This is a genomic window from Geodermatophilus sp. URMC 65, assembly GCF_053502545.1.
Genome location: NZ_CP199954.1, coordinates 5,371,395 through 5,396,348, shown reverse-complemented (window position 1 = coordinate 5,396,348; position 24,954 = coordinate 5,371,395). Strand labels below are relative to the sequence as shown.

The 24,954-nt window shown below is 71.7% G+C and carries 21 protein-coding genes, 1 tRNA gene and 1 pseudogene; 9 read left to right on the top strand and 14 right to left on the bottom strand.

The annotated features are described in order from the left end of the window. Positions 1 to 14: 14 nt before the first annotated feature. Together ACWIX7_RS25965 and ACWIX7_RS25960 are read right to left on the bottom strand one after the other, a co-directional pair. Entirely contained in the window at positions 15 to 818 is an 804-nt protein-coding gene (locus ACWIX7_RS25965) for an SDR family oxidoreductase (RefSeq protein ID WP_448619282.1), read from the bottom strand. Positions 819 to 825: 7 nt separating this feature from the next. Then, positions 826 to 1,524, bottom strand: a complete 699-nt coding sequence (locus ACWIX7_RS25960) for an aspartate/glutamate racemase family protein (protein WP_448619281.1) — start codon at positions 1,522 to 1,524, stop codon at positions 826 to 828. 98 nt (positions 1,525 to 1,622) lie between these two features. Here ACWIX7_RS25960 and ACWIX7_RS25955 point away from each other — a divergent pair, with 98 nt between their 5' ends. Then, positions 1,623 to 2,480: a LysR family transcriptional regulator gene (locus ACWIX7_RS25955; RefSeq protein ID WP_448619280.1), complete on the top strand. Its 858-nt coding sequence runs from the start codon at positions 1,623 to 1,625 to the stop codon at positions 2,478 to 2,480. A gap of 6 nt (positions 2,481 to 2,486) precedes the next feature. On the opposite strand, the gene ACWIX7_RS25950 is transcribed toward ACWIX7_RS25955, so the two are convergent. Then, positions 2,487 to 3,806 carry a M20/M25/M40 family metallo-hydrolase gene (locus tag ACWIX7_RS25950; protein WP_448619279.1) on the bottom strand — a complete coding sequence of 440 codons (1,320 nt, stop codon included), beginning with the start codon at positions 3,804 to 3,806 and terminating at the stop codon, positions 2,487 to 2,489. An 83-nt stretch (positions 3,807 to 3,889) separates the two neighbouring features. Between ACWIX7_RS25950 and ACWIX7_RS25945 the strand changes: the two genes are divergently transcribed. Next, positions 3,890 to 4,924 carry a GGDEF domain-containing protein gene (locus ACWIX7_RS25945; protein WP_448619278.1) on the top strand — a complete coding sequence of 345 codons (1,035 nt, stop codon included), beginning with the start codon at positions 3,890 to 3,892 and terminating at the stop codon, positions 4,922 to 4,924. Positions 4,925 to 4,992: 68 nt separating this feature from the next. Beyond that, positions 4,993 to 5,077: transfer RNA gene (locus tag ACWIX7_RS25940), tRNA-Leu, on the top strand. Between the two features lie 101 nt (positions 5,078 to 5,178). Here the strand turns inward: ACWIX7_RS25940 and ACWIX7_RS25935 are convergent. Then, positions 5,179 to 5,346 (bottom strand): annotated as a pseudogene (locus ACWIX7_RS25935) (tyrosine-type recombinase/integrase); the annotation flags it as partial. A gap of 680 nt (positions 5,347 to 6,026) precedes the next feature. Between ACWIX7_RS25935 and ACWIX7_RS25930 the strand changes: the two are divergent. Continuing rightward, entirely contained in the window at positions 6,027 to 7,313 is a 1,287-nt protein-coding gene (locus ACWIX7_RS25930) for an MFS transporter (protein WP_448608566.1), read from the top strand. A 12-nt stretch (positions 7,314 to 7,325) separates the two neighbouring features. Here the strand turns inward: ACWIX7_RS25930 and ACWIX7_RS25925 are convergent, their stop codons facing one another. From ACWIX7_RS25925 to ACWIX7_RS25915, 3 genes are all read right to left on the bottom strand, one after another. Further along, positions 7,326 to 7,703, bottom strand: coding sequence for a nuclear transport factor 2 family protein (locus tag ACWIX7_RS25925; RefSeq protein ID WP_448608567.1), 378 nt, complete (start codon positions 7,701 to 7,703; stop codon positions 7,326 to 7,328). A gap of 856 nt (positions 7,704 to 8,559) precedes the next feature. Then, entirely contained in the window at positions 8,560 to 8,841 is a 282-nt protein-coding gene (locus ACWIX7_RS25920) for a hypothetical protein (RefSeq protein WP_448619277.1), read from the bottom strand. A gap of 87 nt (positions 8,842 to 8,928) precedes the next feature. Further along, positions 8,929 to 9,729, bottom strand: coding sequence for an alpha/beta fold hydrolase (locus ACWIX7_RS25915; protein ID WP_448619276.1), 801 nt, complete (start codon positions 9,727 to 9,729; stop codon positions 8,929 to 8,931). Positions 9,730 to 10,082: 353 nt separating this feature from the next. Between ACWIX7_RS25915 and ACWIX7_RS25910 the strand changes: the two genes are divergently transcribed. The 3 genes from ACWIX7_RS25910 to ACWIX7_RS25900 all read left to right on the top strand — a co-directional run bounded on the left by ACWIX7_RS25910 (position 10,083) and on the right by ACWIX7_RS25900 (position 13,097). Continuing rightward, on the top strand, positions 10,083 to 10,325 hold the full coding sequence (locus ACWIX7_RS25910) for a hypothetical protein (RefSeq protein WP_448619275.1): 243 nt from the start codon (positions 10,083 to 10,085) through the stop codon (positions 10,323 to 10,325). A 5-nt stretch (positions 10,326 to 10,330) separates the two neighbouring features. Beyond that, positions 10,331 to 10,615 (top strand): hypothetical protein, encoded by a 285-nt coding sequence (locus ACWIX7_RS25905; protein ID WP_448622191.1) that lies wholly within the window; start codon positions 10,331 to 10,333, stop codon positions 10,613 to 10,615. Between the two features lie 67 nt (positions 10,616 to 10,682). Further along, positions 10,683 to 13,097 carry a TOTE conflict system archaeo-eukaryotic primase domain-containing protein gene (locus tag ACWIX7_RS25900; protein ID WP_448619274.1) on the top strand — a complete coding sequence of 805 codons (2,415 nt, stop codon included), beginning with the start codon at positions 10,683 to 10,685 and terminating at the stop codon, positions 13,095 to 13,097. A gap of 58 nt (positions 13,098 to 13,155) precedes the next feature. On the opposite strand, the gene ACWIX7_RS25895 is transcribed toward ACWIX7_RS25900, so the two are convergent. Beyond that, positions 13,156 to 14,313, bottom strand: coding sequence for a hypothetical protein (locus ACWIX7_RS25895; RefSeq protein WP_448619273.1), 1,158 nt, complete (start codon positions 14,311 to 14,313; stop codon positions 13,156 to 13,158). Positions 14,314 to 14,804: 491 nt separating this feature from the next. On the opposite strand from ACWIX7_RS25895, the gene ACWIX7_RS25890 reads away from it, so the two are divergent. After that, positions 14,805 to 16,517: an L-lactate permease gene (locus ACWIX7_RS25890; RefSeq protein WP_448619272.1), complete on the top strand. Its 1,713-nt coding sequence runs from the start codon at positions 14,805 to 14,807 to the stop codon at positions 16,515 to 16,517. A 235-nt stretch (positions 16,518 to 16,752) separates the two neighbouring features. Here the strand turns inward: ACWIX7_RS25890 and ACWIX7_RS25885 are convergent, their stop codons facing one another. The 3 genes from ACWIX7_RS25885 to ACWIX7_RS25875 all read right to left on the bottom strand — a co-directional run bounded on the left by ACWIX7_RS25885 (position 16,753) and on the right by ACWIX7_RS25875 (position 20,826). Then, positions 16,753 to 17,199: a hypothetical protein gene (locus ACWIX7_RS25885; RefSeq protein WP_448619271.1), complete on the bottom strand. Its 447-nt coding sequence runs from the start codon at positions 17,197 to 17,199 to the stop codon at positions 16,753 to 16,755. A gap of 783 nt (positions 17,200 to 17,982) precedes the next feature. Beyond that, positions 17,983 to 20,220, bottom strand: coding sequence for a malate synthase G (locus ACWIX7_RS25880; RefSeq protein ID WP_448619270.1), 2,238 nt, complete (start codon positions 20,218 to 20,220; stop codon positions 17,983 to 17,985). 462 nt (positions 20,221 to 20,682) lie between these two features. After that, positions 20,683 to 20,826: a hypothetical protein gene (locus ACWIX7_RS25875; protein WP_448619269.1), complete on the bottom strand. Its 144-nt coding sequence runs from the start codon at positions 20,824 to 20,826 to the stop codon at positions 20,683 to 20,685. Between the two features lie 340 nt (positions 20,827 to 21,166). Between ACWIX7_RS25875 and ACWIX7_RS25870 the strand changes: the two genes are divergently transcribed. Continuing rightward, positions 21,167 to 21,526 carry a hypothetical protein gene (locus ACWIX7_RS25870; protein WP_448619268.1) on the top strand — a complete coding sequence of 120 codons (360 nt, stop codon included), beginning with the start codon at positions 21,167 to 21,169 and terminating at the stop codon, positions 21,524 to 21,526. Positions 21,527 to 21,808: 282 nt separating this feature from the next. Here the strand turns inward: ACWIX7_RS25870 and ACWIX7_RS25865 are convergent, their stop codons facing one another. The 3 genes from ACWIX7_RS25865 to ACWIX7_RS25855 are packed head-to-tail and all read right to left on the bottom strand — an operon-like array spanning position 21,809 to position 24,942. Beyond that, positions 21,809 to 22,186 (bottom strand): tyrosine-type recombinase/integrase, encoded by a 378-nt coding sequence (locus ACWIX7_RS25865; RefSeq protein ID WP_448619267.1) that lies wholly within the window; start codon positions 22,184 to 22,186, stop codon positions 21,809 to 21,811. A 60-nt stretch (positions 22,187 to 22,246) separates the two neighbouring features. Further along, positions 22,247 to 23,695: an amidase gene (locus ACWIX7_RS25860; RefSeq protein WP_448619266.1), complete on the bottom strand. Its 1,449-nt coding sequence runs from the start codon at positions 23,693 to 23,695 to the stop codon at positions 22,247 to 22,249. Beyond that, positions 23,695 to 24,942, bottom strand: a complete 1,248-nt coding sequence (locus tag ACWIX7_RS25855; protein WP_448619265.1) for an amidohydrolase — start codon at positions 24,940 to 24,942, stop codon at positions 23,695 to 23,697. Before ACWIX7_RS25855 ends, ACWIX7_RS25860 begins: the two co-directional genes overlap by 1 nt. Positions 24,943 to 24,954: the final 12 nt, after the last annotated feature.

Here is a 24,954-nt window from a genome sequence, read left to right as displayed (position 1 = left end):
CCCCCTCCTGACGCTCAGCGCATCGACGGCGGGCGCAGCGCCTCCGGGACGACGGCCGTCTCGCCGCCGGCGGTCTTCGCGCTGGGCACACCCTTGAACCGGTAGGGCACGGTGCCGACGCCCGGCTGGACGACGTAGGCCGCGCCCGGCTCGCCCGAGGTCCAGGCCGCGACCATCGCGTCGGCCACCTCCTCGGCCGACAGCACCGGGAAGCCGGCCCGGGTGAACTGGTCGCGGATCCGGTCGATGATCGCGGTGTCGGCGAAGCCCGGGCAGATCGCGGTGATCGTCGTCCCCTCCCGGGCCAGGCGCGGGGCCATCGACCGGACGAAGGCGATGGCGCCGCCCTTGGCGACGCTGTAGCCGGGGTCGGTGGCCATCGGCGAGAGGCCGGCCAGGGACGCCGTCACGACGATCGCGCCGCCGCCGGCCCGCTTGAGCGCCGGGCGGGCGGCCACCGCGCCGTAGACGACGCCGAACAGGTCGACGTCGACCACCCGCACGAACTCGTCGAGGTCCAGCTCGTCGTCGGACTTGGCCGCGGAGATGCCGGCGTTGAGGTAGGCGGCGTCGAGCCGGCCGTGCCGGGCCTCGATGCGCTCGACGAGCGCGGCGTTGGCCGCGCGGTCGGTGACGTCGAGGACCTCGAACTCCGCACCCAGGTCGGCGGCGGTGGCGCGCGCCCGCTCGCTGTCGAGGTCGGCGAGGACGACGGTGACCGCCCGCTCCCCCAGCTTGGCGGCGAGGGCGCGGCCGAAGCCGCCGGTCCCCCCGGTGATCAGTGCGACGGATCCGGGACGGGGAGTGGGCGCGGTCACCCGGCCATCAGACCACGGCCGGCCGCGGGGCGAGCGCTGCCTCGACGGCCGCGGTCACGTGCAGCCGGGCCGAGGGCAGCAGCGGCACCGGGCTGTCGCCGGGGTCCAGCAGCAGCTCGAGCTCGGTGCAGCACAGCGCCACGGCGTCGGCGCCCCGCGCGGCGAGTCGGCGGACGACGGCGCGCAGGTCGGCGCGGGTGGCGTCGGAGAGCACGCCCCGGCACAGCTCGTCGAAGATGGCCGCGTCCACGCGGTCGACGTCGTCCTCCGGCGGCACCAGCACGCTGAGGCCGGCAGCCCCCAGCCGCTCGCGGAGGAACGGCGCCCGCACGGTGCCCGCCGTGCCGAGCAGGCCGATCGTGGGGCCGGGCGCGGCGGCGGCCACCGGGTCGGCGATGTGCAGGAACGGCACGCCCAGGGCCGCCTCGATCGCCGGCGCCGTCCGGTGCATGTAGTTCGTGCACAGCAGCACCAGCTCGGCACCGGCGGACTCCAGCGCTCGTGCCTCGGCGGCCAGCAGCGCGGCCGCGTCGTCCCAGCGGTCCTCCAGCTGGCACTCCCGGACGACGCGGAAGTCCAGGCTGCGCACCAGCAGCGACGCGCTGGCCAGCCCGCCGAGCCGGTCCCGCACCAGCTCGTTGGCGATGCGGTAGTACAGCGCCGTCGACTCCCAGCTCATCCCGCCCAGCAACCCGATGGTCCTCATGCGCCCAGGCTCGCCCGCCGGGAGGGGATCGTCCAGGCCGGGATGTCGACGTCCTGAGCCAAGCGCTGCTTGGATGTCCCACCGTGGATCCCCGTCGGGTGCTCGTCTTCCGTGAGGTCGCCCGCGCCGGGTCGCTGGCCGGGGCGGCCCGCGCGCTGGGCTGGACGCAGCCGGCGGTGAGCCAGCAGGTACGGCAGTTGGAGCGCGAGATCGGCACGGCTCTCGTCCTGCGCCAGGGCCGGGGCGTGGCGCTGACCGAGGCCGGCCGGGTCCTGCTCCGGCACGCCGAGGGGGTCGCCGACCGGCTGGCCGCGGCCGAGCAGGAGATCGCCGCGCTGACCGGCCTGGCCGCGGGCACGGTGCGGCTGTCCGCCTTCCCGACGGCCGCGGCGGTCCTGCTGCCGCCCGCGCTGGTCGCGCTGCGGGAGCGGGCGCCGGCCCTGCAGGTGCACTTCACCGAGGAGGAACCGCCGGAGGCCGAGGCGGCGGTGCGCAGCGGCGCGGCGGACCTGGCGCTGGTGTTCCGCCACGAGGACGACGAGGACGCCGTCCCCGGCGACCTGCTGCGCGAGCCGCTGGCGCGCCACCCGGTCCTGGCCGTCGTCCGGGCGGGCGGGCCGCTGCCCACGACGCTGGCCGACCTGCGCGACCAGCCGTGGATAGCCGGGTGCGTGCGCTGCCGCGGTCACCTGCTGCGCTGCGCCCGGCGGGCCGGCTTCATACCCGACGTCCGCTTCGCCACCGACGACCACGTCGTCGCGCAGGGCCTGGTGGCCCAGGGGCTCGGCGTGGCCCTGCTGCCGAGCTGGGCCCTGGCGGCGAGCACGCAGCCCGGCGTGGTCTCCGTCGACCTGCCCGACGTCGACGGCCGGGTGGTCGAGACGCTGGCGCGCCCGGACGCCCGGCGGGTGCCCGGCGTCGCCGCCCTGCTGGGCGCGCTGCGCGCCGCGGCCTGAGCGGCGTCAGCAGGCGCGCAGGAACCGGTCGAGGACCCGGATGCCGAAGCGCAGCGACTCCACCGGCACCCGCTCGTCGATGCCGTGGAACAGCGAGGCGAAGTCCAGGTCCGGCGGCAGTCGCAGTGGGGAGAAGCCGAAGCAACGCATGCCCAGCCGCTCGAAGCTCTTGGCGTCGGTGCCGCCGCTCATGGTGAACGGCACCGGGCGGGCGCCGTCGTCCTCGGCCCTGAGCGCGGCGACCATCGCGTCGACCAACGGGCCGTCGAACGTCGTCTCCACGGCCTGGTCGTGCACCAGCCACTCGCGCTGCACGCCCTCGCCGATGAGGCTCGCCAGCTGCCGCTCGAACTCCTCCTCCTGCCCGTAGAGGAAGCGGCCGTCGACGGTGGCGCCGGCGGTGCCGGGGATGACGTTGGCCTTGTAGCCGGCGTCGAGCATCGTCGGGTTGACCGTGTTGCGCAGGGCCGCGCCGATCATCCGGCTGATGCTGCCGAGCCGGGCCAGGGCCTGCTCGGGCTCGTCGGGGTCGATCTCGACGCCGTAGGCGTCCTCGACCGCGGCGAGGAACTGGCGCATCGGCGGGGTCAGCGTGGTCGGCAGCCGGGCCGAGCCGAGCCTCGCCACGGCTGAGCAGAGCCGCGTGACGGCGTTGTCGTCGTGGACGAAGGAGCCGTGGCCGGGCCTCCCGCCCGCGGTCAGCCGCATCCAGGCCAGGCCCTTCTCCGCCGTCTGGACGAGGTAGAGGCGCAGGTCGTCGCGGACGGTGATGCTGAAGCCGCCGACCTCGCTGATCGCCTCGGTGCAGCCCTCGAAGAGGTCGGGGTGCTCCTCGACGAGGTAGCGGGCGCCGAGCCGGCCGCCGGCCTCCTCGTCGGCGACGAAGGCCAGGACGACGTCCCGCGGGGGCCGGACGCCGGTGCGGGCCCAGTCGCGCACGAGCGCGAGGGTCATCGCGTCCATGTCCTTCATGTCGACCGCGCCGCGGCCCCAGACGTAGCCGTCGCGCTCCTCGCCGGAGAACGGGTGCACGCTCCACTCGGCCGGGTCGGCGGGGACGACGTCCAGGTGGCCGTGGACCAGCAGCGCCGGGCGGCTGCTGTCCTGGCCCTCGATGCGGGCGACGAGGCTGGCCCTCCCCCGCTCCGACTCGTGGATGACCGACGGGATGCCGACCTCGCCGAGCTTGCCGGCGACCCACTCGGCCGCCGTCCGCTCGCCCTTGCCGGTGGCGGTGTCGCCGGTGTTGGTCGTGTCGATGCGGATGAGGTCGGACAGCAGCTCCGCAACCTCTCCCTGGGCCCGGTTCAGGTCGGTCTCTGCCACCCGCCGAGCGTAGGGCCGTCGATGTCGCTCCATCGGGTGAGGGAGGGCTGGACCCCCCTGCCGGACGTGCCGATCCCCGTGGCATGCGCACCAGAGCGATCACGCGGACCCGCGACGCACGGGCTGCCGCCCGGAGCGCGCTGTTCATCCTCGGCGTCTGCTCCGCGGTCGTGACCGCCTTCACCGTCGTCCAGTTCTCCTCCGCCGGGACGACGACGGTCGTCTCCTGGATGGGCGTGGGCCTGCTCACCGCCGCAGCGCTCACCTGCGCGCTGGTGCCCGCCGAGCGGCTGGACCGCACGGGCGCCTTCGCCGCGCTGCCCTTCGCCGGGGTGCTGCTGGCCTGGGTGTTGAACATGGTGACCCAGGACGCCTCCACCGCCGCACAGGTCTTCCTCGCCTTCCCGGTGCTCTGGGCGGCCTCCCACCTGCGGCCGCCGGCCGTGGTGCTCGTGACCACGCTGGCGGTGACCGCCCTGGCCGTGACCCTGACGGCGTTGCGGCCGCTGGCGACGGCGGTGCCCGACCTCGTCTTCTTCGGGACCGTGCTGGTCGTGATGGCCGTGCTGCTGGTGCGCGCCCGTGAGGTGCAGGACCGGCTCGTGGCGGCGCTCGAGCAGCAGGCGACGGTCGACGGCCTGACCGGCCTGGTGAACCGCCGGGTGTTCGACGCGGCGCTGGAGCGCTCGCTCACCCGGCCGGCCTACTCCGGCACGGCGCTGGTCCTGGTCGACGTGGACAGCTTCAAGTCGATCAACGACACGTACGGCCACCCGGTCGGCGACGACGTCCTGGTGCACCTGGCGGGCATCCTGTGCAGCCACGTGCGGGCGGACGACGCCGTGCTCTCCCGGCTCGGTGGCGACGAGCTCGCCGTCCTGCTGCCGGGCTCGTCGGCCGGCGTCGCCGCGCGGCGGGCCGAGGAGCTGCTGGAGGCGGTCCGCTCGACGCCGTTGCACCTGCCCGACGGCACCCTGCTGTCCCTGTCGGTCAGCCTCGGGGTCGCGCACGTGGCCGCCGGGTCGGCCGACCTGCGGGCCCTCTACTCCACCGCCGACGGCGCGCTGTACGAGGCGAAGCGGGCCGGCCGCGGACGCGTCGGCGTGGCCGCAGGCTGAGTGCGCCGCGCGGTCGGAGGGGGTGTCCCGGACCCCGACCTGGGTCGGGTAGTCTTGCTCCCGCACTCGTCCGGGTGGCGGAATGGCAGACGCGCTAGCTTGAGGTGCTAGTGCCCTTTATCGGGCGTGGGGGTTCAAGTCCCCCCTCGGACACAGCCTCACCCCGGTGTTCCTGCAGGTCAGGAGCCCGGGGTGTCTTGCTGTAGAGGCCGCTGAGGCCCTCGTGATACCCGCGTGATACTCCGTGCCTCGGGTCAGCCCTCGAGCAGCGCCGCGAAGCGGTCGGCCGCCTCGCGGCCCATGCCGGGGTGCACGTGCTGGTACACGGTGAGCGTGATGGTGGCGCTGGCGTGGCCCAGACGCTCCGAAACCACCTTCACCGGCACCCCGTCGGCGAGCAGCAGGGTGGCGTGGGTGTGGCGGGCGCAGCGCGGCCACGGTGCCCGCGTCGAGGTCGACGCCCCGGGACCGGCCGGTCTTGGTCGGTCCCTCGACGAGGCGCTCGCCGGCGCCCTTGGCTTTCACCACCGGGCCCGGGGCTGGCGCAAGCTGTCCGGGCGCAGTGGTCGTGGTCCGACCCACCCGCTGGGGCAACCCCTCCCGCGTCGGCGCCACCTACATGTGGCGGCAGGTGAGGAGGACCGCACCTGGCCGGGCGATTACCCCGATGGCGTCCGCCGTCCGCGTCGTCCGTTGCCCGGACCGGCCACTGCGGTGATGTGAATCCGCCATTGGGCGGCGGGCGGCCACGCCGCCGAGGCCCGACGACTCCTCCGCGGCCACGACCTCGCGTGCTGTGCCCGCTGGACCAGCCCCACTACGCGAACGTCTTCCTCGAGTTGGCCAACCGCTGACGGGTTGCGGCAAACGCCTCACAGGGCCGGATCAGGATCGACCCGCGGGTTGATCTTGGAGTGGTCAGTCTCCACCGGTAGACGCCGTCCATGCTTGGTGGCGACGGGCTAGCGGGCAAAGGACACTCGGTTATCGGCGTCGGCAGGTCGCGGCTCCACAGGGCATCGGTAGGCCGCCCTGATCGCCGGCAGTCCCGGGGCGCAGACTGAGCCCGTCCCTTCATCCCACACCGCCGAGCGAGGGACCCATGACCGGCGAGACGACCGAGCGAGCCGGTCTGGCACGGGATGCGCCCGCCGCCCCGCTTGGTCCGCTCGGGATCCTGCGGATCGGCCCGTTCCTGGTGCTCTACATCAATGCAACGGTCGTGTTCCTAGGGGTGATGGCGCAGACCGTCGCCCGCAGCTGGCTGGCCTTCCAGCTCACCGGGTCCAATGCTGCCCTCGGCGGCGTGCTGCTCGCGTTCGGCGTGGCGATGCTGCTCGCCACGCCATGGGGTGGGGTGGCCGCCGACCGGCTACCGAAGCGACTGGTGCTGCAGCTCGCCGTCTCCCTGCTCGCCATCGCCAGCGCGGGCGTCGGCTTCGCGGTGGCCTTCGACGTGGTCGAGTACTGGATGCTGCTAGCTGCCAGTGTCCTGCAGGCGCTCGGGTTCGCCTTGTTCAACCCGGCACGGATGGCGTTCCTCGCCGAACTGGTGCCCCGGACGGCGGTCCCCGCAGCGGTCTCGTTGCTGCTGGTCAACGCCGAGGTCAACCGGGTCATCGGCCCCGCCATCGCCGGGCTGGTCATCGGCTCGCTCAGCTTCGGCACCGCTGCGGTGTTCCTGGCCACCGCGGTCCTCTCCGCGGTCGGCCTGCTGCTCACCGCGGCGCTGCCACCCGGCCGGCGGGTGGGCGACGCGTCGGACCGCTCGCCCCTGGGTGAGTTGGCTGACGGCGTCCGCTACGTCCGCCGGCGTCCTGAACTCCTGGCGCTGCTCTGGTGCGGCATCGGCGTGACGATGGCCGGGCTGCCCTACCTCGCCTTCCTGCCCACCGTCGCCAGCGACCTGTTCGGCCTCGGGTCGGCCGGCTACGGCATCCTCTCGGCCACCTCCGCCGTGGGCGCGGTCGTCACGGGAGTACTGCTCGGCCGGCGGTCCTACCGACGCTCCGAGACGCGCGTGCTGATCCTGGCCGGGACGACGTTCGGGGTGGCCCTGGGCACGCTGGCGCTCGCCCCGGTGTTCGCCGTCGCGGTCGCTGCCCTGCTCGTCGTCGGCGGCGCGATGATGGCGTTCCAGACGTCCAACCAGTCCCTGCTGATCTCGCTGTCGGACATGGAGTATCACGGGCGCATCCAGGGGCTGATCATGCTGAGCTTCGGCGCCTTCGGGATCGCTGCGCTGCCGCTCGGGCTGCTGGCCGACGCGCTGGGCCTGCGCTGGACCCTCGGCGCGATGGGCTTCGCCGTCACGCTGCTGATGGCGCTCTTCGCGGTGGGCAGCCGACGGCGGTCCGCCGGGACCGACCGACTGCGGGATCTCGGCTAACGCCGGAACCGCTCAACGGCGCCAGTCCACGCCCGGCAGGGAGGCGATCCACGCCTCGACCAGCCGCCCGCCCGCCAGGCGGTGTACCACCAGCCAGGTCACCACCGAGGTCTCGCCCGTGTCGACGTTCACCCCCAGGGTCGTTGCCCGGGTCCATACCTTGTCCCCAGCCAAGACCTGGTCATCGATGGTCGTGGCCGGGTTGTGCAAGAGTTGCCAGGCCTGCTTCAACTCCCGCTTGAACTCCGCCCGGCTCAGTGACCGCGTCCCGGCCGAGGAGTGCCGCACGTAGGGCTCGCCGAGCAACTCGTCGACAACGGAGAGATCCCGATGGCGCCACAGCCCGTCCCAGTAGCGCCCGACGATCGCCCGCCCGTCCTCGGCCTCCACGGCCGGGAATCCTAGGCCCGGACCGCGCGCGGCACGGGGCGCGGCCGGCCGCCGGGCACCTGGTCGAGCCACGTAGTCCTCTGAACAGCCCGGCACGGTCACCCCGGCAGCATGCCGCACGAGCCCGGGACGGAGCGGGACGTCTCGAGCGAAAGGCCAGCCGCTGCGAACGACGTGTGACCGGATGACCCCGCCGATCGAGGCGCCGGCCTGGGCGGCGTCGTCGCAGGGACACGCGGCCGCCCTTGCGGGTTGGCGACCACGGCGGACGGACGTCGTCATGGCGAGCGGCATCGGTCCCGCGGTCGAGGCTTCCCTCGTGTCAACGCACGCGAGGGCGCAAGCTTCTCGCCTTGCTCGCCGCTCCAGCACAGACGGTCGGAGTTCCGCCCGGGCGACGGCGACCTCGGCGACCCAGCAGCGGAGTTGCAACGCCCAACAGCGACCTCATGGCCGTGTGCTTATGTACCGTGTCGCCCCTCGGACACTCTCCCGCCCCGGTGTTCCTGCAGCTCAGGAGCCCGGGGCGTTCGCATGAAGTGGCCCTCGAGGCCCTCGTGATACCCCCGTGATACTTCGCGACCGGAATCAGCCCTCGAGCAGCGCGGCGAAGCGGTCGGCCGCCTCGCGGCCCATGCCGGGGTGGACGTGCTGGTACACGGTGAGCGTGGTCGCAGAGTGCAGCACGCCTCCGGGATGGTTGGGATCGACCATGCCGACCCGCCGAGAGGTCGATCACGAACGCCTCTACGACCCCGCACCCTGAGTCGGCGCAGCAGGCAGGCGCCCTCCGGGACCATGCTGCGGCGCCACCGGCACCGGTCTGTCACCGCTCCCCTGCGGACCGGGCGGCTGCTCACGGACCGGCCGCCGAGCTGACCCCGCGCGTCACCGAGCGCCTGGCCGAGGTCGACACGCCGGCGGCGGCCGGCGCCCGGGCTGGTTCCTGCCGCCGATCGGATTCCTCGCCCCCCCGCCGGACCAACAGCGCGGGTACGTCGCCGCTCATGAACTGGACCTCGTACCCGAAGAGCGGGACGACACCGGCCGGATCGCGCGCGTGCAGCGCCACGGTAAAGAGGTCGACGCCGGACGCGCCGTCTCCGAGGACCTCCGGGACGCGCGAGTCATCCGGCACGTGCATTTCCTCCGTGGGAGGCTGCGGACTGGCCCGGACCGTACGCCGGTCATCCGTCATCCGAACCGGGCACGGCTGTCGGACTGGTCACCGGTTCCGATCCAGCCATTCGAGGAGCACCTTCGACACGTGCTCGGGCTGGTCGGTCATCAGCACGTGGTTCGCGTTCGGGATCATCACGAGCTCGGCGCCGGGGATCCGGCCGGCGATGATGCGGCCGTTCTCCGGCGGGACGAGCGCATCCAGCTCCCCGTGCACGACCAGCGTCGGCGCGGTGATGCCCTCCATACGGCCGTAGCCGTCCCACCGCGACGACCCGACCACCTGCGCCAGGTAACCCTCGTTCGAGGCGGCGAGCGGGAACCGCACCGCCCAGTCCTCCTCGATGCGCGCGCGAGGTGTCTCGGGCGCGTAGTTGTAGGGGATGGAGGCCTCGGCCGCCTCCTGGGGCGTCATCTGGCCGCGCTGCGTCAGCATCGCCATCGCCCGGGGGTTCATGACGGCGTGCGCGATGCCCGGGTGCGTGGCGATCAGGCACAGCGAGCGGACCCGTTCCAGAGCGGTGAGCACGAGCTCCTGGGCGATCAGGCCGCCCATCGAGATGCCGACGATGTGGGCGGTGTCCACATCCGCCGCGTCCAACACGGCCAGGGAGTCCGCCGCCATGGTCTCGACCGTGTACGGCGCCCCAGGGACGTCACCGGTGCGGCCGGCACCCCGGTTGTCGATCCGGATGACCCGGTAGCTCTCGGCCAGAGCGGGCACCAGCCGGAACCACATCGCGGCCGGGTAGGCGAGCCCCATGAGCAGTAGGACGGCGGGAGCGTCCTCCGGCCCGTCGGACTCCCACGAGATGCGGGCCGTGTCAGGACGCTCGACGACCGGCACGGGATCGCTCCCTTCGTCGTGAGGTCTCGCGGCTTGGAACGGAGTTGTAGGTCCTCTCGTGCACCGCACCTCGAGAGGTCAGGTCCGGGCCCGAGAACGGCACCTACTCCCGGCCGACCGGGACTCAGTCCATTCTGGAGCAAGACCTCGGCGCCATGTGCAGCCGTGTGCGTATGTGGCGTGTCGCCCCTCGGACACCAGTCGATGCACACCAGCGACACTGGGCCACACCTTCGTTCAGGCGCTGCCCCCCGTGCGTGGACGCTAGTCCTGCACCGGGATCCATGGATTTCTCCGCCTGTGGACACCAAAGTAACTTGCGGAACCGAGGGTCGGCAAGTTACCTTGGAGAGGTGCGGGTCGACATCCTTGCCACCGCACGCAAGCACGGTGTGGCGGACGAGGACATCCTGCACGCACTCCGCAACGCCGTCTTCGACTACCCCGACCAGGGTGACCACGAGCTCACGATGGCCGTCGGCCCCGCCCGCAACGGCGTGACCATGTTGGAAGTCGGCTACCTAATGAGTGAGGAGGGTCGCCTGGTCGTCGTCCATGCCATGCGAGCCCGGCGGAAGTACGTCGAGAGAGGGTGACCGCGATGCCGCGCAGCTACGAGGACATCGTCAACCAGGCCGAGGAGCTGTCCCGCGCCTTCGAAGAGGACTTCGAGCCGGCCATCTCCAAGGAGGAGGCGGCGGTCCGAGCTGCCGCTCTCCGCCGCGCACGGGCCGAAAGCGAACTCGGTGAGGCCGTTGCCGCCGCTCGGACGGCCGGCGTCCCCTGGGATCGCATCGGCGAAGCAGTGGGGACCAGCGGCGAAGCGGCGCGGCAGAAGTACCGCGCCCTGGTCGGCAAGAAGAAGCCGGTCACCACCGGTCACTGACCCCGTCGCGGGATGCGGCGACTGTGCGGCCTGCCGCCAGGTGTGGTTCTCGCGACAGTATGGAGTCGTGCCGATTCCGCCCGGGGCCGCGGACCAGGGCATCTTGCCGTTCACCGGTCTGGACGACGAGCTCTCGGCGCTGCGCGACGAGGTCGTCCGGCTGCGGGCGGAGAACGCCCGGCTGCAGCGCCTGCTGGAGCTGACGCCGCAGCAGGCGCTCCCGCCCGGTCCGGTCCAGACCGGTGTCTTCGACGGCGAGCCGGGACCGGTACACGCCGGCTCCCCCGCCTCGGCAAAGGTCGCCTTCTACGCCAGCCTCTTCGCCGCTCGGCCCGACGTCTACGCGGTGCGGTGGGAGAACGCGCGTACCGGCCGTGCCGGGTGGGTGCCCGCGGTGCGCGGCGGCTGGCGCAAAGGCGTTCCGGCCGCGGAGCGGGCGTACCTGCCGCTGACCGACGAGGTCATCACCGCCCATCTGTCCGGCGAGCTGGAGCTAGGCCTGTATCCGCTGCTGGACGGCGACCGGTGCCACTGGCTGGCCGCCGACTTCGACGGCCCCACCGCCATGCTCGATGCGCTCGCCTACCTCAAGGCCGCCCGTGAGGTCGGCGCCTCAGCGGCACTGGAGGTGTCCCGGTCCGGGCTGGGAGCACACGTCTGGCTGTTCTTCACCGCCCCCGTCCCTGCGGCCACCGCGCGACAACTCGGCACCGGGCTGCTACGCGAGGCCATCGCGGTGCGCGGTCGGATGGACCTGGCGAGCTACGACCGGCTGTTCCCGTCCCAGGACGTCGTTCAGGTCGGCGGCCTCGGCAACCTGATCGCCGCTCCCTTGCAGGGCCGTGCCCGCCGCCGGGGAGCCACGGTTTTCCTCGACCTGGCAACCATGGAACCGCACGAGGACCAGTGGGCCTACCTGTCCAGCCTCGGCCGGCTCACCCCGAAGGAAGTCGATCGGCTCGCCCGGCGGCTGGGCCAGGTCGCCGTCGGCGCGGAGGTGAACCGGCTCCGCTCCCCCACATCCACAAAGATCGCCACGCAGCCGCCCGCCGTGGTACGTGCCCGGCTCGGTGCCACCTTCACCGTCGAAGCCGCGGAACTACCCCCAGCGTTGCTGGCCACGCTCAAGCACGCGGCGTCGATGCCCAACCCGGTCTTCTACGAGCGTCAGCGGCGCCGGGCCTCCACCTGCGACACGCCTTGGTTCCTGCGCAACTACGACGAGACGCTCACCGGCGACCTGCTCCTGCCACGTGGACTGCAGGACCGCCTCACCGCACTGGTCGAAGAGGCCGGCAGCCGCCTGGTGCTCGCCGATGAACGGACCGCCGGCGAGGCGCAGACCTTCCGGTTCGCCGCAGAACTGGACCCCGAGCAACACCAAGCCTTCGACGCCCTCGCCGACCAGGAACTCGGCGTGCTGGTCGCCCCGCCGGGAGCCGGCAAGACGGTCATGGCCTGCGCGCTGATCGCTCGCCACGCGGTCTCAACCCTCGTCTTGGTCGACCGGAAAACTCTTGCCGACCAGTGGCGGACCCGCATTCGAGAACTGCTCAACGTCAGGGCCGGGCAGCGCGGCGGCGGGCGCGGCAAGATCACCGGTGTCATCGACGTCGCCACCCTGCAGACGCTCGCTCGGGACGACGACCTCGCCGGCTGGACCAGCGACTACGGCCTGGTGGTGGTCGATGAATGCCACCATGTCCCCGCCGCCGCCTTCGAGCACGCCGTGCGGCAGATCCCGGCCCGCCGCTGGCTCGGGCTGACCGCCACCCCCTACCGGCGCGACCAGCTCGACGACCTCATCGCCCTGCAGTTGGGGCCGATCCGCCACACCCTCGTTCGACCGCCCACCGGCACCCTGGGCAACCGGTCTCCGAAGGCACAGACACCGAAACCGGTCCTGCACGTCCACTCCACGGCCTACCGCTACACCGGGGACGCCGACCCTTCTTCCCCCGGCGGCATCGCGGCGATCTACCGCGACCTGGTGGCGGACGACGCCCGCACCAGCCAGATCACCGACGACGTCGTCGCCGCCCTCGCCCGTGGCAGGCACTGCCTCGTGCTCACCCAGTGGACCGCACACCTGGACCGGCTCGTCCCCGCACTCAGCCAGCGGGGCCACGAGCCCGTCGTACTGCGTGGTGGCATGGGCGCGAAGTCCCGGGCCGCAGCGCTCGTCCGACTTGTGCCGCAGACCGACGGACCGCCACTGCTGGTCGTCGCCACCGGTCCGTACGTAGGCGAGGGCTTCGACTGCCCCGCGCTCGACACCCTCTTCCTCGCCGCACCGATCGCCTTCAAGGGCCGACTCGTGCAGTACGCCGGCAGGATCCTCCGCCCGTTCCCCGGCAAGACCACCGCCGAGGTGCATGACTACCACGACGTCGCGACCGGCGTCCTCGCCTCATCGCTGACCAAGCGCGCCCCCGGCTACACCAGCCTCGGCTTCCCCGACCCGCGCCGCCTCGTCAGGTGAGCAGCACCTACGCGGTGCCCAGCGAGGCGGCCGAGCCACGTAGGTGCGCAGCGTCGGGTCACACCACGCCGAGACGGTCGAGCCGCTGGATGAACGAGATTTTGCGGCGCTGCTCCCGACGAAGCTGCTGGACCCGGTCGGCGAACGTCTCGCTCGTTCCCTCGCGGCGGCAGACCTCAGCCAATTCGTGGAGCAGTCCCGCCGCCGCGTCGTAGTCGGCCGCCGTGCGTCGCTCGACGAGCTCGACGACCTCACGCCACGCCTTTTCCTGCCGCCCAGCGAGTTCGCTCAGGTGGTTCTCGCGGGCGTGTTCAGCGGTGCGACGGCGCTCATCGGCCCGTCGTTTGACTTCTTCCCGGTCCGCACGCTGCCGCTCCTCGCGGCGCCTCCGCGACTGCGCGAGCAACTCCCCGGCCGTCCGGTAGGCGACGTCGCCGCTCTGGATCGGCAACGTCGCCCGACGGCAGCCGGCCAGCAGCTCCGCGCGCACCTTGGCCCCCTCCCCCCGGGCAACCCGCAACAGCAACACGTCCTTGCGCTCCGCCGGCAGCCGGGCCAACCAGTCGGGCAGCTCTGTGAGCGTGTCCTCAGTCCCGGCCGGAGCGCTGCGTTCTGCTGCCACGGCGATCAGCTCGAGATCGATGCGCAGGAACCTGGCCACTGCGCTCGCGGCTGCGCTCAACCGACCGAGGCCAGGCGGAACGGGCGGTTCGACCTCGTCCTGGTCGACCTCGCCACTCTGGACGGCGAGCAGCCAGGCGAGGTAGAGAAGCCGCAGGTCCCCGGTCATCAGCTCGGCGCGGACCGGGACGATCGAGGCCAGCAATCCCGAGCCGTCCAGCCACTCCCCGTCGTACAGGCCGTCGTCGTCCTCGGCGAACAAGTCGATGACGACGTTTCCGTCGGTCGTCCACGCCTTCGTGCAGTCGCCACCCAGGTACTGCTCGGCCACGGCCGAGGCGGAGGGGCCCAAGGACTCGGCAGGCAGCCGGAAGATCAGCCGCTGCGTCCCCCAGTTGGCCAGATAGAGGAACGCGTCGAAGTAACGTTCCACGAGCTGACGCGGGTCGGCCTTCAGATCGCCCCACTCGTAGTGGTTGACGAAACTCGTCGGCGTGATCAGGGCCCGTGTCGAGATGGCACGCAGGTCGGCCTGCTCCTCGACGGACAGTGGACGGTCGATGGCCGCGAACTCGTAGTACTGGTATTCGCTCATCGCGATCAGGTCCTCTGCGTTACTGGGCTGAGAGACAACCATCTGCGCCGGGATCACCGTCGACAACCCCTCCCTGCGGGTGGGGCCGGAAGGCCGGGGGAAGGCCCCAGGCCGATCAGGGCCACAACCGTGTGCGTATGTAGCGTGTCGCCCCTCGGACACTCCTTCGCCCCGGTGTTCCCGCAGCTCAGGAGCCCGGGGTGTCTTGCTGTAGGGGCCCCGGAGGGCCTCGTGATACCCGCGTGATACTCCGCGCGCCGGATCAGCCCCTCCAGCGCCATCGCAGGATCCCAGCAGTCCGATGTCCTGTGCTGCGGGACGGACTCCTGTCGCCGCACCTCGGGGCCTCGACCTGCTCCGGCTCTCGTGGTGGCGACGGGGCACCAGACGGGCTGTCGGGCTCAGTTGGCTCTTCGGCCAGCTATGCGGTAAGTCCTTCCTGCTGGTTGAACCGAGTTGCATGTCACTATCGACACCGCCCGGGAGACCTCATGTTCCAGCAGGAACTCGCCCCACTCGGCAGCGTCACCGTCTCAGCGCTCGTCGCGCTCCTCCCGTTGCTGACGATCTTCGTCCTGCTCGGGGCTCTGCGGTGGAAGGCGCACTGGGCCGGCCTCGCGTCGCTCGTCGTCGCGATCATCGTGGCCGTCGCCGCGTACGGCATGCCGGTGGGCCTCGCGCTCCTGTCGGCCACGCAGGGCGCGGTGTTCGGCCTGTTCCCGATCATGTGGATCGTCTTCACCGCGATCTGGCTCTACCAGGTCACGGTGGTCAGCGGGCGGTTCGAGGACCTGCGCGCCGCATTCCACCTGATCTCCGACGACCCGCGGGTGCAGGCGATCATCATCGCGTTCTGCTTCGGCGGGCTGCTCGAGGCGCTCGCGGGCTTCGGCGCTCCGGTCGCGATCACAGGTGTGATGCTCATGGCGCTCGGCTTCTCCGCGGTCCGCGCGGCCGTGGTGGTGCTTCTGGCCAACACCGCGCCTGTCGCGTTCGGCGCGATCGGCACCCCGATCATCACCGCGGGCACTCTGACGGGTATCCCGTACGCCGAGATCGGCGCCTACGTCGGCCGCCAGACGCCGTTGCTCGCGTTCATCGTGCCGGCGCTGCTGGTGTTGCTCGTCGACGGCAAGCGCGGGCTGCGGGAGACCTGGCCGGTGGCGCTGTCCGTCGGTGTGACGTTCGCGGTCGGCCAGTTCGTGGCCGCCAACTACCTGTCCGTCGAGCTCACCGACATCGTCGCCGCGCTCGCCGGCCTCGTCGCGGCGGTCGTCACGCTCAAGGTGTGGAACCCGCGGGGTGGCGAGGAGGCCGCGGCGCGACTGCACAGGGAGCACGAGACCGAGGTGGCCGGCCCGCAGGACCGGCGGGAGGCCGGCTCCGTGACGGCGGCGGGTGCAGGCGTGCAGACGCAGACGCAGCAGGAGGCGCTCGCCGAGCACGCTGCGGGCCTCACCCGTGGCAAGGTGCTGATGGCGTTCTTCCCGTACCTGCTGGTGATCGTGGTGTTCTCGCTGGCGAAGCTGTGGACGCCGCTGTCGAGCTTCCTGGTCGGCCGTGACGTCAAAATCCCGTGGCCGGGCCTGGACCAGAACGTGCTCAGCGCCGCGGGCACGCCGGTGACCTCCACGGTCTACAACTTCCAGTGGTTGTCGTCGCCGGGCTCGCTGTTGCTGATCTGCGGGTTCATCGTCGCGCTGGTCTACCGCGTGCCGCTCGGGCGGGCCCTGCGCGAGCTGGTGGCCACCGCCGTCAAGCTGCGCTGGGCCTTCCTGACCGTAGCCATGGTGCTCGCCTTGGCCTACGTGATGAACCTCTCCGGTCAGACGATCACCATCGGCACCTGGATCGCGGGCACCGGCGCGGCGTTCGCGTTCCTCTCACCCATCCTCGGCTGGCTGGGCACCGCCGTCACCGGTTCCGACACCTCGGCCAACGCCCTCTTCGCGACCCTGCAGCAGACCGCGGCCCAGGAGGCCGGGCTCGACCCGACCCTGCTCGTCGCCGCCAACACCTCGGGCGGCGTCGTGGGCAAGATGATCAGCCCGCAGAACCTGACGATCGCGGCGACGGCCGTGGGCATCGTCGGGCGGGAGGCCGACCTGTTCCGCAAGACGATCTTCTGGAGCATCGGCCTAATCTTCGTGCTCTGCGTGCTGATCTTCCTGCAGTCCAATGTCCTGTCCTGGATGCTGCCGTGACCTGATGGAGCGACCCGACGCGCATCTTCCACCACGGGCTCGACGAGGAAGCCCCGGGGGGTCGCCCTGTTCGTGACCTGCATCGACGACCGACGTTCCCGGAGTCCGCCAAGGCCATGGTGGAACTCCTCGAACAGCAGGGGGTCGACGTCGGCGGACCGTGCGGGCTGGTCCGGATGCCCCGGGTGAGTGTTCGTCGGGATCGGCGGCAGCGCTCGCCGTGGCGCGGCCACGGTCAGGGCAGATCGCCGAGCGAGAAGTCCTGGGGGGCCACGACGTGGTAGACGGGGAGGCCGTACTTTGACCGGACCGTGCGAGGCAGGTCCATCCGCAGCCAACGGGACTTCTCCTCCGGCAACGTGGAGATGATGAACCCGGCGTACCCCGGGTTCACCTCCACCTCCCCGTCGATCGCCGCGACCGGATCGGGCGCGCCTACCCGGACGCCGCTGAGCGGCACCCCCCTCTTGGCGAAGAGTGCCCTGGCCCGGTCTGCGAGCTTGCGGGCCGCGACCTCGGCGTCGTGCTCGTCGCCCCGCCGGAACAGCAGGTGCCGCACCGGCGTCGCCGGTACGAGCAGCACGAACTCCGCCTCTGCATCCTGTTCTCGGACGGCGCGAACCTGATCGAGCAATTCCGGATTGGTGACCGTCTCGTGTGCGACGACGAGATAGCGAGTCATCTCCGCTCCTGCGAACGCCGATGTCCAAGGGCACGTCGTGCCGGCAATGGTGCCACGGGGGCGAGCGCGAGTCCGCCTGCGCGTAGCTCCTCCCGCTGCAAGGACATGGCCACGCGGCAGCGTGAGGCCCAGCCCAGCGCTGGTCGTCGCGGCGCCGGGGCACCGCAGACCTGACCCGCTTCGTGGAGCACGGCGAAGGAGGACGCAGTCGTCGGACACGCCCGTTCTCTGTCTGGACGGACCGGTGCCCCCGGATCGGCTCGCCGCCCGCGGCGTGGTCAGAGCCGGGGTCGGGGGGTCTTCCTCCCATCGAGGTGGGCGCCTGTCGCCGTACGTGCACCTGCGGGTCCGCTCAGTCCGGCTGCGCCCACCGACCGGCCACCTCGATGCCGGCCACGGCGGCAGCCCTTGTCGTTGTCGGACGTTTCAACGGAGGAACCCACGGCGCCGAGCAGGGTCCGGCCGGGTCCCGGACGAACACGCCGCCAGGGACCGGGATCAGCGAACCGCTGACGGCCGCGGTCGCCGCGGCGATCGAGTAGGGCTGCTGCTCGGCCCTGGCCATGAGCGCCCAGGACCATGCCGAGAGCGAGCGCCCGTGGGCCGTGGCCGACGCGGTCTCGAACCTCTTCGTCGAGGACCTGCCCACAGGCGTCGAGGACCACGACGGTCAGCGGCTCCAAGCCTTGCGCGGACGCCCGCCAATCCCCGCCGACCGTGCGGGCCGTCCGCAGGTCGATGGTCAGGCACTCCCCGTCTGGGGTCGTCTGGCGTGGGACCGGTTCAGGAGGCCGGACTCGGTGCACTGTCGTCGAGGACGGCCTCCCGGGTCCGCGGCTCCTCGCCGCTGCCGGTCGTCGCCTTGGCCCGCTGCCGCCATGTCGTCAGCGCCCGCTCGGTGTAGCCGTTGGGTTCCCGGCGTCCGGAGAAGACTAGGTCCAGCGCGGCCTGGAAGGACGGGCTGCCCTCGAGGTCGGCGCACATCGGCTGGTAACCCGGCTCGTCGGCGTTCTGCTCGTCGACCACGGCGGCCATCCGGGCGAAGGTCTCGCGGACCTGGGTCTCGTCGACCAGCCCGTGGTGCAGCCAGTTCGCGATCTGCTGGCTGGAGATCCGCAGCGTCGCGCGGTCCTCCATCAGGCCCACGCCCTCCAGGTCAGGCACGGTGGAGCAGCCGATCCCCAGGCCGACCCAGCGCACGACGTAGCCCAGGATCGACTGCGCGTTGGTCTCCAGCTCGTGCCGCTTCTCCTCCTCGGACAGGGCGGCGCCGGCGTCGGGCAGCACCGGGGCCACGAGCAGGCCGCGCCGGTCGGCCAGCGGGCGCTTCTTCAGCTGCTCCTGCGCCGCGAGCACGTCGGTCTCCAGGTAGTGCAGCGCGTGCAGCGTGGCCGCGGTCGGCGAGGGCACCCAGGCGGTGTTCGCCCCGGCCCTGGGGTGCGCGCCCTTGGTGTCGAGCATCTCCCGCATGGCCGCGGGCTTGGCCCACATGCCCTTGCCGATCTGCGCCTGCCCGGCGAAGCCGGCGCGCAGCGCGACATCGACGTTGCGGTCCTCGTAGGTCCTCAGCCAGGTCTGCGACCGCTGGTCGTCCTTGCGGACCACGGGGCCGGCCTCGAAGTCGGTGTGGATCTCGTCGCCGGTGCGGTCGAGGAACCCGGTGTTGATGAAGATGACCCGGTCGGCCGCGCGGGCGATGCAGGCCTCCAGGTTGGTCGAGGTGCGCTTCTCCTCGTCCATGATCCCGATCTTGAGGGTCGTCGGCTCCAGGCCGAGCGCCTCCTCCACGGCGGCCAGCAGCTCCACGGACAGGGCCACCTCGTCGGGGCCGTGCATCTTGGGCTTGACGATGTACACGCTGCCCGTCCGGGTGTTGGAGACCCGGGCGTGGCCGCGCAGCTCGTGCAGCGCGGCAACCGCGGAGACGAGGGCGTCGAGCACCTCCTCCAGCAGCGGCTCGCCGTCGGCGGTGCGGACGGCGTCCAGCCGCATGTGGTGCCCCACGTTGCGCACGAGCAGCAGCGCCCGGCCGGGCAGGGTCAGCTCCTGGCCGTCGACCCCGACGTAGCTGCGGTCGCCGTGGACGGTGCGGGTCACGGTGCGCCCGCCCTTGCTGAACGACGCGGTCAGCTCTCCGGTGCGCAGCCCCAGCCAGGTCCGGTAGGCGCCCACCTTGTCCGGCCCGTCGACCGTGGCGACCGAGTCCTCCAGGTCGACGATGGTGGTCACCGCGGACTCGAGCACGGCGTCGGACACCCCGGCGTGGTGCTGGGCGCCCACCCGGGTCGAGGGGTCGATCGTCAGCTCCAGGTGCAGCCCGTGCCGGCGCAGCAGGACCGCGGCCGGCCGGTCGCCGTCGCCGTCGCCGGGCCGGTGGCCGGCGAACTGGGCCGGGTCGGCCAGGCCGGTGGTCCCCGACGCCGTCTCGACGGCCAGCTCGCCCGCCGAGGGCACCCGGTAGGCGACGACGTCGGCGTGGCTGCCCTCGGCGAGCGGGAAGAAGCGGTCGAGCAGGCGGTCGGCCTCGGCGATGACCTGGGCACCGCGGCGCTCGTCGTAGCCCGGTGCCAGCTGGTGCTCCGTCGGCAGCGCGTCGGTGCCGTAGAGCGCGTCGTACAGCGACCCCCGGCGGGCGTTCGCGGCGTTGAGCGCGTAGCGGGGCACGGTCGCCGGGACGACGAGCTGAGGGCCGGGCACCTCGGCGATCTCGCGGTCCACGCGCTCCACGCGAACAGTGGGCTCCTCCAGCGGCAGGAGGTAGCCGATGTCGGTGAGGAACGCCTCCAGCGCCTCGACGTCACCGGTCCCGTGCTCGCGGTGCCAGCCGTCGATGCGCTCCTGCAGCTCGTCCCGGCGGCGCAGCAGCTGCTCGACCCGCCCGGCGAACCGCTCGTGCAGGGCGGCGACGGTCGACCAGAACCACGCCGGCTCCAGGTCGAGCCCGGGAAGCAGCTCGTCGGCCACGAAGTCCCGCAGAGCGGGGTCCACTCGCAGCCCTGCAGTCTCGTTTCCGTCGGTCACGATCTCCACCCTCATTCCTCTCGTAGCTCGGGACCATGTCCCGCTCGTCGTCCGTCTCGTTCCCCGAGCCGCGGGCGTGTCAGCACGACATGTGCGGCCGTCCCGTGATCCCTGGTCGCGGCGATCCGGTCCTCCTCGCGGATCGAGACGTCCAGCAGCTCGACGGGGTGGTCAGCCCGTCGCACTCGTAGGTCCTCGGCTGGGCGAGCTCGGAGACGAGGCGTCCCGGGCTCTGGCGACGCCCTCCCGGATGCCGCCGTGCCCGCTCCTCCGGAGGTCCCGCCGCCAGCTCGCGGTACTCCTCGGCGCACGTCGTCACGCTTGTCCCCACTCTTGCGCTGAGCTCGCTCGACGCCATCGTCCAGGGCATCCAGGGCAACTCGACGAGCGTGGTGTTGGCCATGCCACCGCGTTCGCACAGAACCTGCAAGCCGTAGCGGAATCCTGGTGCCGCGCACCTGGTCAACCATGGTGGTCATCACCGGGCGCCGCCAGCGGCAGAGTGTGTCCCAGCACGATCGCGCCCCCGGTGGGGTTCAGTCGCTCCTCGTCGACCGCGCACTCCTGGGCCCAGGTGAGCGGGATCGAAGCGAACGCCTCATGCACCTGCCCGTCACCGGCGCAGCCAGCGGTCCAGCACGGCCATGCTGACCGGCGCAGGGCGGAGAGCAGCCGTCAGTCAGCAGGACCGTCATGGCCTTGATGTCCACGAGCGATGTGTGCGCTGTCTGGCCCACCGGTCCCGTGGCGGGCCTCTCCCCTGCCCTTCCCCCGGGAGTCACTCGACCGGTCCCGAGCTGGAGGCCGGGCGTGCCGGGCATCGCTCCTCCACGTCGGTTGGACGGCTGAGGCCTGCTCACAACACGCCAAATCGTGATCGGCGGAGGCCGAGGGTCTTGTCGACCCACGACCACCAGAGGAGAATTCCCAACGGAAAGGAAAGGCGATGACCGCGGACGTCTGGAGTTTTCGCGACTTTCGGCCCGTCTCCGCCGGGGATGTAGACCTCTCCGGTTTCGAGGTGAGGGGGCGCGATGGTTCGATCGGTGTCGTGGACAAGGCGACCAACAAGGTGAGTGCCAGTTATCTGGTCATCGACACCGGTGACTGGCACCCGGACCACCAGGTCATTCTTCCGGCCTTCACGGTGGAACGGATAGATCCCGAGAAGAGAGTCGTCTTCGTGGACCGCACCCGCAAGGAGATCGAGGACGCGCCGGACGTCACGCGCGCGGAGATGCGGGCGGCCCGCTTCCAGGACCGGCTGTCGGGCTACTACCACGGGTTGTACGACACCGGCCTCTGACGAGTCGCCCGTCGGGCTCAGGATCGCCGGCGGATCGAACCCTGATGACGCACACCGCGTGTCATCAGAGCTCGGGATGAACGGCTTCTCTCCGTTTCGGTTGGCTTGTCGAATGGATGGGGCAGGTCAATTCTCACATCGCGACAGCCGTGTGCGTATGTAGCGTGTCGCCCCTCGGACACAGCCTCACCCCGGTGTTCCTGCAGCTCAGGAGCCCGGGGTGTCTTGCTGTAGGGGCCCCGGAGGGCCTCGTGATACCCGCGTGATTCTTCGCGCCTCGGATCAGCCCTCGAGCAGCGCCGCGAAGCGGTCGGCCGCCTCGCGCCCCATGCCGGGGTGCACGTGCTGGTAGACGGTGAGCGTGATCATGGCGCTCGCGTGACCCAGGCGCTCGGAGACGACCTTCACCGGCACCCAGTCGGCGAGCAGCAGGGTGGCGTGGGTGTGCCGGATGTCGTGCAGCCGGACCACCGGCAGCCGCTCCACCCCCAGCGCCTCGCGAGCCTGGGCGACCTGGCTGGCGAAGCGACGGGCGAACCGCTCGGAGTGCTGCGGCGACGGCTCGACCCCCTCCCGACCTCGGTCCTGCGGATCTCGCGGGCAGGGCCAGTGGCTCCCCGATCTCGGCCGGGCCGGACGCCGATCACGTCCCCCGAGCACGAGCCGGGACCCCGCAGCGCTCCCTCACCGGAACGTGTGGCGATCCCACGGGCAGTCAGCTCAGGCGCCTGCCCCGGCAAGGGACGGTGGTCGGCTGGCGTGCCGCGTCACCCAGTCGTACGCCTGGGCCACCCGGAGCAGCAGGACGTCCTCGCCCTCTGCGGCGACGAGTTGCACACCCACCGGGAGGCCCGACGCGCTGAACCCTGCGGGAACCGAGATCGCTGGGCAGCCGGTCGCGGAGATCACGCAGACCGAGCGCATCCACTCGATGTACGTGGTCATCGCGACGCCGGCCACCTCGGCGGGGTACCGCAGGCTGGCGTCGAACGGCAGCACCTGGGTGGTCGGACCGAGCAGGACGTCGAACTCGTCGAAGAACCGCTGCACCGCCAGGAGCAGCCGGGTCCGGGCGAGCGCCGTCTCGATGAGGTCTGTCGCGGTCAGCGCCAGCCCCTTCTTGACGTTCCAGTGCACCTCTGGCTTGACGAGGTCACCGTGTTCGGCGAGCACGGTGCCCAGGTTCAGCGCCATGTCGAAGGCGCGGGTGTTCCCGAAGACCTGGTCGGCGTCGCTCAGGTCCGGCTGCGCGGGCGTGACCTCGGCCCCCAGCTCCTCGAACACGGCAGCCTGCTCGAGCACGGTCTCGACGATCTCGGCCTCGACGGGTGTGCCGAGACCGAAGTCGGTGGTCAGCCCTACCCTCACCCCAGCGAGCGAGCGCGCGTCGTCGGATGCCGGCGCACCGGAGAGCAGGACGGTGAAGTCGCCGGCGTCGACCGGGCAGGCGAACGGCACCCTGGGGTCCGGGCCGGTCAGCACTGACATCGCCAGCGCGATGTCCTCGGCCGACCGTGCCATCGGGCCGGTGCGCGTGAGCCACTGGTAGGCGTTGCGCGTCGGTGCCATCGGCACCGCCCCCAGCGAAGGGCGGAAGCCGAACACGTTGCAGAACGCAGCCGGATTCCGGAGCGAACCCCCCATGTCGCTGCCGTCGCCCAGTGGCTGGATCCTGGCCGCGATCGCCGCTGCCGCCCCGCCGCTGCTGCCACCGGCGCTCCGGGTGGCGTCGTAGGGGTTCCTCGTGGTGCCGAACACCTCATTGAGGCTGTGCGACCCGGCGCCGAACTCCGGCACGTTGTTCTTGCCGGTGCTGATCACGCCTGCGGCCCTGAACCGCTCGATGATCACGTCATCGAAGTCGGGGACGAAGTCCTTGAACACCGGCGATCCCTGGGTGGTGCGGATCCCGCGAGTGTTGTTCGTGTCCTTGTGCGTCATCGGCACGCCGTGCAGCGGCGGCAGGTCCGCACCGGACGTGGTGAGCTCGTCGGCGCGGGCCGCCTCGTCGTAGGCGCGCTCGCGGCACTGGGTCACCACGGCATTGATCGCCGGGTTGATCGCGTCGATCCGGGCGTAGTGGGCTTCGAGGGCCTCTTTCGCCGAGATCTCCTTCCGCCGGATCGCGGTCGCCAGCTCCCGGGCGGACAGGTCCTCGAACGCCGCCATCAGGGCGTCCCACCGCGCGGCGTCCCGACCCGCGACATGATCGCGGCGTACGCGGCGGTGACGGCCGTGGACAGGGTCGGCTCGATCACGGGCGCGAAGAACGGCGAGTGGTTCGACGGCACCGGCTGGTCGCCGTCCACCACCTCGTCCGGCATCCCACCGAAGAACCAGTACACGCTGGGCACGCCGATTGCGCCCGGCAGGTGCCCGAAGTCCTCACTGCCCATCTGCGCCGGCGTGTCGCGGACCTTCTCCGGGCCGAGTGCCGCGGCGAGCGCCGCCTTGATCTGCTCCGTCGCCTCGGGCTCGTTGTACAGCAGCGGGAAGGTGTACAGCTCCTCGATGTCCGGCTCCGGGGCACCGGAGGCCTGGGCCTCGGCGGCGATGACGCGCCGCAGCGCGGCCAGCACCCGCTCGCGCACCTCGGGATCGAGGTTGCGGACGTTGAGGGTGAACACCGCTGTCGCCGGGATGATGTTCTCCTTCAGGCCCGCGTGGAAGCTGCCGACCGTCACCACCGCCGACTTCAGCGGGGGCACCTCTCGCGCCACGATGCTCTGGATGCGCACCACCATGTGGCAGGCGAGAACGACGGGATCGATGGTGTCCTCCGGTCGCGAGCCGTGTCCGCCGCGGCCGTGCACGGTCACCCGCCAGCTGTCGGCCATCGCCATCGCCGGGCCGGTGGAGATCTCCACCTCCCCTGCCCGGCCGGGCCAGACGTGCTGCCCGAAGATGATCTCCGGGTGAGGCGCGCGGTCCCACAGCCCGTCCGCCACCATCGCCGCGGCGCCCTCGCTGGTCTCCTCGCCGGGCTGGAAGAGGATGACCACGGTTCCGGACCAGCTGTCGCGGCCGCCCGCCAGCAGGCTGGCGACGCCGATGGCGCAGGTGATGTGGGTGTCGTGGCCGCAGGCGTGCATGACCGGCACCTCGGTACCGTCCCGCAGCCTGCCCTGGGCTGTGCTCGCATAGTCCAGCCCGGTGTCCTCCGCGACGGGCAGGCCGTCGGTGTCGGCGCGAAAGCCGACGACCGGACCTTCACCGTTGCGCAGGACCGCCACCACGCCGGTGCCACCACACGAGAAGGTCTCGAAGCCGAGAGCAGCCATCCGCTCCGTGATCAGCGCGGCGGTCCGGTGCTCCTGCATCGACAGCTCGGGGTCGGCGTGGAGCTGCCGGTACAGCGCGTGCAGCTCGTCCCGGAGCTCCGGCGAGATCCTGGTGTCGCTCGTCACCGACGTCATCCGATGGTCCTT